Source organism: Bradyrhizobium sp. 2TAF36 (assembly GCF_052114925.1).
Lineage (GTDB): Bacteria > Pseudomonadota > Alphaproteobacteria > Rhizobiales > Xanthobacteraceae > Bradyrhizobium > Bradyrhizobium barranii.
Genome location: NZ_JBFRFR010000189.1, coordinates 1 through 4908 on the forward strand (window position 1 = coordinate 1; position 4908 = coordinate 4908).

Sequence of the window (4908 nt, forward strand, 5' to 3'; positions counted from 1 at the left end):
GCATGGATTCCATTTCTCGTCGCCATATGTTGGCAGCGACTGCTACCGGAGGTCTGCTAACGAGCGTTGGGCTGGCGCACGCGCAAACCGYGGGCGGCGCGATTCCTCAGCCACAGCGACCGGGTCACGGCGGCACCGATCCCGGTCCGCGCAATCTCATGCGGGATCAGCAGAACCCGGATCTGCTGGTACCGCCGTCGACMGATCATGGCACCYTGCCGAACCTGCGCTTCTCGTTCTCGGACGCCCATATGCGGCTTGAGCCGGGCGGCTGGACCCGCCAGGTCACGCAGCGTGAGCTGGGCATYGCCAAGTCCATGGCCGGCGTRAATATGCGCCTGAACGCGGGCGGTGTGCGTGAGCTGCATTGGCATAAGGCGTCAGAATGGGCCTACATGCTCTATGGCAAGGCTCGCGTGACGGCSGTCGATTCCGAGGGACGYTATTTCGTCGATGACGTCGGCGTCGGAGATCTCTGGTTCTTCCCSGGCGGAACCCCGCACTCGATCCAGGGCCTCGGCCCCGACGGCTGCGAATTYCTTCTCGTGTTCGACGATGGCGATTTCGACGAAGACAACACCTTCCTGCTCAACGACTGGTTCAAGCGCATACCGACCGATGTGCTGGGCAAGAATTTYGGAGTGCCTGCCTCGYTGTTCGGCCACACCCCCGATGAAAGCGAGCGCTATATTTTCCTGGCYCCGTTGCCGGGGCCGCTCGGATCGGAAGCCATATCGGGCGCAAAGGCGTCGGAGACGAGCTACACGTGGCGGATGATGGAGCAGGTRCCCATCAAGACGAAGGGCGGAACGGTGCGGATCACCGATTCCCGTTTGTTTCCAATCAGCACCACGACCGCAGCGGCCCTGGTTGAACTCGAACCTGGCGGATTGCGCGAGGTGCACTGGCACCCTAACGGAGACGAGTGGCTCTACGTCATCGAGGGRCAGGCGCGCATGGGTGTSTTTGCCGGCCAGGGGCAGGCGCGCACATTTGATCTGCAGGCCGGCGACGTTGGTTACGTCCCGGTGGCGATGGGCCACTATCTCGAGAATACCGGCTCGACCAACTTTCGATTTCTCGAGACGTTCAAGAGTGACCGCTTYATCGATTTCTCTCTCGATACCTGGATGGCGGCAACACCKYCGGGACTGGTGCAAGCCCATCTCAAACTYGATCCGAAGGTGATGAGCGYGCTGCGCACGAACAAGGCTCTGGTCGTGCCGGAATAATTGCCAAAGTCGGAGTACATCGCGGCGCACTCGTCCGGCGCCCGGTGGGCAGGGCGCTGGCGGACCGCCGGCAAGATCGCGCCCTCTCCGGCTGCAGAAGGAGAACGCCATGAATGTTCTGACCTGGGCCGCCCTGCGTTGGTGGTCGCCGGATCCGCTTTAGCATCAAACGGTCAGGCCGAAACGGGCACCCGAGCGTCAGTGGCATCCTCAGTTTGCAGAGACAAGCTTTAGTCCAATCACGCCGGCCACAATCAAAGCAATGCAAAGTATCCGCCCTGGCGACGCAGAGTCGCCCAGCACTGCGATACCCAGAACGGCGGTACCCGCGGCACCGATACCGGTCCAGACCGCGTACCCCGTTCCTACGGGAAGTGTGCGGAGCGCCAGCGAGAGAAGAAAGATACTCGACAAACCGGTGGCAGTCGTAAACAGCGCGGGTATCAGCAGCGTGAAGCCTGCGGACCACTTCATACCGAAGGCGAATCCGATCTCGAGAAGGCCGGCGGAGGCCAGTATCATCCATGCCATGTGGGTCAATCCATTCGCTGGTCACCGGGCGTTACGGCCGGGCTGCTTGTAAGGGGCTGGACGCGCATGGAGGATTCCATGCGCGACATGCTTGCTGATGGGCGCCTCAAGCCTTACTGGCGGCAGCGGGAATCGAGCGGAACGAAATTCCCAATCGATTGAACGCGCTCATCAAGCCGATGGCATAGGTGAGGTCAGCGAGTTCCTTGTCGCTGAATTCGCCGGCGGCGGCCTCGTAGTCGGCATCGGGAACGCCGGTTTCGGCCACCCTCGTCACGGTTTCGGTCCAGGCCAGCGCAGAGCGTTCGCGCTCACTAAAGACTTCCCCCGCGTCTCGCCACACAGGCACCAGCACGAGCTTGTCCGCGACGACGCCAGACTTGAGCAGGTCGCGGGAGTGCATATCGATGCAGTAGGCACAGCCGTTGATCTGCGAAACCCGCAGGTAGACGAGATCGACAAGTTGCTTGGAAAGGCCGCTTTTTTGAAGATAGACATAGACCCCTCCAAAAGCCTTGAAGCCTTCCGGTGAAGCCTTGGCGTAATCGATGCGCTTGTTCATGATTGAATCCTCATCTGGTTGAAGGATTCCATCGTTTCTCATCTTGGCCTATTCAAGAAGGTCCATGATAGGTGTTTGCAGCTGGGCCATGATTTCCATAATCCAGCAGATCACGCTCGAGCTTCAGTCACATCAATCCCAAAATGCGCCGGCCGAAATTTTCGGCCGTGCGCCGTGAGGCGATATTCGTGAAGTTCAAAAGAAGGGCGGAAGCCCCATCATTGCGCCTCGTCCAATCCGTAAGTGCCTCCGCGTACAGGCCTTGTTCCCGCATGCTCGCAGCGAGCCGGCGATCTGAACGGTTGCCTCGCAGACGCAAGATCAGGTGCATGCCCCCCGGCTGTAAATCTATTCGCACATTTTTTCCCAGCACGCTTTCCAGCCCCGCCGCGGTTGCCGCGCGGCGCTCGGCATAGAGCCTCCGCATCCGCTGGATATGGCGCGCAAAATGTCCTTCGGCGATGAATGAAGTGACGATGGTTTGCGTAAGCCCCGGAGAGCCAGTTGAAAGGCTTTCGGTGACCTCCTTAAACCGCTCGACCTGCGCTTCCGGCACGACGAGATAGGCCAGCCGCATGCCTGGAAAAAGTACCTTGCTGAAGGTGCCCGCATAGAGCACCCGCCCGTCACGATCGAGGCTTTTCAATGCAGGGAGGGGGCGGCTGACATAGCGGTATTCGCCATCGTAGTCGTCTTCGATGATCCATGCCTTGTTTCGCGCGGCCCAGTCCAACAGCGCCAGACGCCGAGGTAACGACAGGGACATGCAGAGCGGGCTCTGATGCGCAGGCGTGACCACCGCTGCGCGCGCCCGGGACGCGAGCTTGATGGCATCAGAAACGACCATGCCTTCCGCATCGACCGGCACCGAGATGCCTTCGATATGCATATATTCGAAAATTTCTCGCGTGGGCGGATATCCCGGGTCTTCGAGCCAGACGCGATCACCCGCCTTCAGCAGGGCATGACCGATTAGCTCCACGGTTTGGCGGTATCCCGAGGTCACGAACACCTGAGATGGGGAGCAGTTTATCCCACGCGAAACCTGGAGATATCTCGCGATTTCAGCACGCAGCGAAGGCAAGCCGGACACAGGGGGATGGATCATATCGGAAGGCTGCATGGCCCGCGCACTGCGCGCGCCAAGGCGTGCCCAGATCTTCCGGGGAAACGCATCCAGGGCGGGCAAACCCATCTGGAATGGCAGGATGGAATCCGGACGAAAACTGACTGCATCCATCCGGGGATCCGCTCGCGGCGTCGGGTTCGCAATGGATATTCGCGGCGTAAGGTCTGGGCTTACAATGGTTCCTGCCTGCCCGCGCGCCTCGACATACCCTTCAGCGGCCAGCAAGGAATAAGCCGTGTCGATGGTACCTCTGGCCAGCCCCAATTCCTTGGTCAACGCCCGTGCCGACGGAATGCGGTCACCAGGCTTCAACATTCCAGTGGCGATAGCGTCGCGAAACCGATCGTAAATCTGCCGGTAGAACGGTGCTGCCGCCTTCGGATCAAGCGGCGGGAGCTTTCGGGGATTCGCGGCAGGCATGGCCCGATCCGATCTTTCGATGAACGAAAAACCCACTATGCCATAACGGTTCGGATTGGTCTCCACTCCTCGCACGCTGCAGCGGTCAAGCCTGCGCCGGCAAATCATGGTCCAGTCGCAAAGCTCATTCATGGTCCTTGGATGCAGGCCGAAATTGCTCTTTGCTGATGATCAGAGTTCGGACAGCAGAGATTGGAAAGCAGATGACGAAAATACTGCATTTGACTTGCAGCCCCCGCGGGCAAGCCTCGGAGAGTTACAGGCTATCTCAGAAAATCGTCGGCTACTTGCTGGATAGSGAGCCGACGGCAACCGTCATAATCCGACCGATCAGCGGCGTCCCCGATATCGATGAAAGCTACGCAACTGCTCTTGGCGCGACCGAGCGATCGTACCTGGAAATGTTTGTCGAGGGTTCCATGTCCCGGTCCGAAGAACTGATCCAGGAACTGGAGAGCGCGGACTTCGTCGTCATCGCAACTCCAATGCACAACTTCACCGTGCCTGCCGCTCTCAAAGCGTGGATAGATCACGTCGTTCGAGTCCGTCGAACGTTCGACGTGACTGCCCAAGGAAAACTGGGGGCGTTGCGCGACCGCCCGGTTTTTGTCGCAGTGTCCTCGGGCGGAAGATTTTCCGGCGATCGCGCGCATCAGCCCGATTTTCTCACGCCGTATCTAAAAGCTATCCTCGGCACCATCGGGCTGCATGATTTGACGTTCTTCTCCGTTGAAGGATCGGCCCTTGGTCCTGATGCATTGGTCGCAGCCCGAACCAAGGCGGATCAGGCAATGCAGAGGTTCTTCCTCCGTTTCGCGCCCAATTCAACGGGGGTGTTTCAGCAAGCTGTATGAACGCGCAACGGCCTTCCCGCGCTCAGTTCGGCCACCGATACGTCCGTTCCTGGCCGATTCCGTTGAAGAAGTCGGTCTTCGAGCAAGACGGCCGCAATTCGCAGCGCGAACCGACCGCCTCTTAGGTCGGTTTTGGCTGCGGCGCTGGGATCAGCTTGGCTAGTTTCCGGAGGTTCTGGG

The 4908-nt window shown here is 59.8% G+C and carries 5 protein-coding genes; 2 read left to right on the plus strand and 3 right to left on the minus strand.

Going from position 1 to position 4908, the window contains the following annotated elements:
- Nucleotides 1–2 precede the first annotated feature (2 nt).
- Nucleotides 3–1232, plus strand: a complete 1230-nt coding sequence (locus AB4Z51_RS44245) for a cupin domain-containing protein (protein WP_441499708.1) — start codon at nt 3–5, stop codon at nt 1230–1232.
- A 210-nt stretch (nt 1233–1442) separates the two neighbouring features.
- On the opposite strand, the gene AB4Z51_RS44250 is transcribed toward AB4Z51_RS44245, so the two are convergent.
- The 3 genes from AB4Z51_RS44250 to pdxR form a co-directional block, all read right to left on the minus strand.
- Entirely contained in the window at nt 1443–1763 is a 321-nt protein-coding gene (locus AB4Z51_RS44250) for a DMT family transporter (protein ID WP_441268440.1), read from the minus strand.
- Nucleotides 1764–1869: 106 nt separating this feature from the next.
- On the minus strand, nt 1870–2325 hold the full coding sequence (locus tag AB4Z51_RS44255; protein ID WP_247310112.1) for a carboxymuconolactone decarboxylase family protein: 456 nt from the start codon (nt 2323–2325) through the stop codon (nt 1870–1872).
- Nucleotides 2326–2452: 127 nt separating this feature from the next.
- The gene (gene pdxR, locus AB4Z51_RS44260; RefSeq protein WP_441268441.1) at nt 2453–3874 is read right to left on the minus strand and encodes a MocR-like pyridoxine biosynthesis transcription factor PdxR; all 1422 of its coding nucleotides are present in this window, start codon (nt 3872–3874) and stop codon (nt 2453–2455) included.
- A 203-nt stretch (nt 3875–4077) separates the two neighbouring features.
- Between pdxR and AB4Z51_RS44265 the strand changes: the two genes are divergently transcribed.
- Nucleotides 4078–4728 carry an FMN-dependent NADH-azoreductase gene (locus AB4Z51_RS44265; protein ID WP_441499709.1) on the plus strand — a complete coding sequence of 217 codons (651 nt, stop codon included), beginning with the start codon at nt 4078–4080 and terminating at the stop codon, nt 4726–4728.
- Nucleotides 4729–4908: the final 180 nt, after the last annotated feature.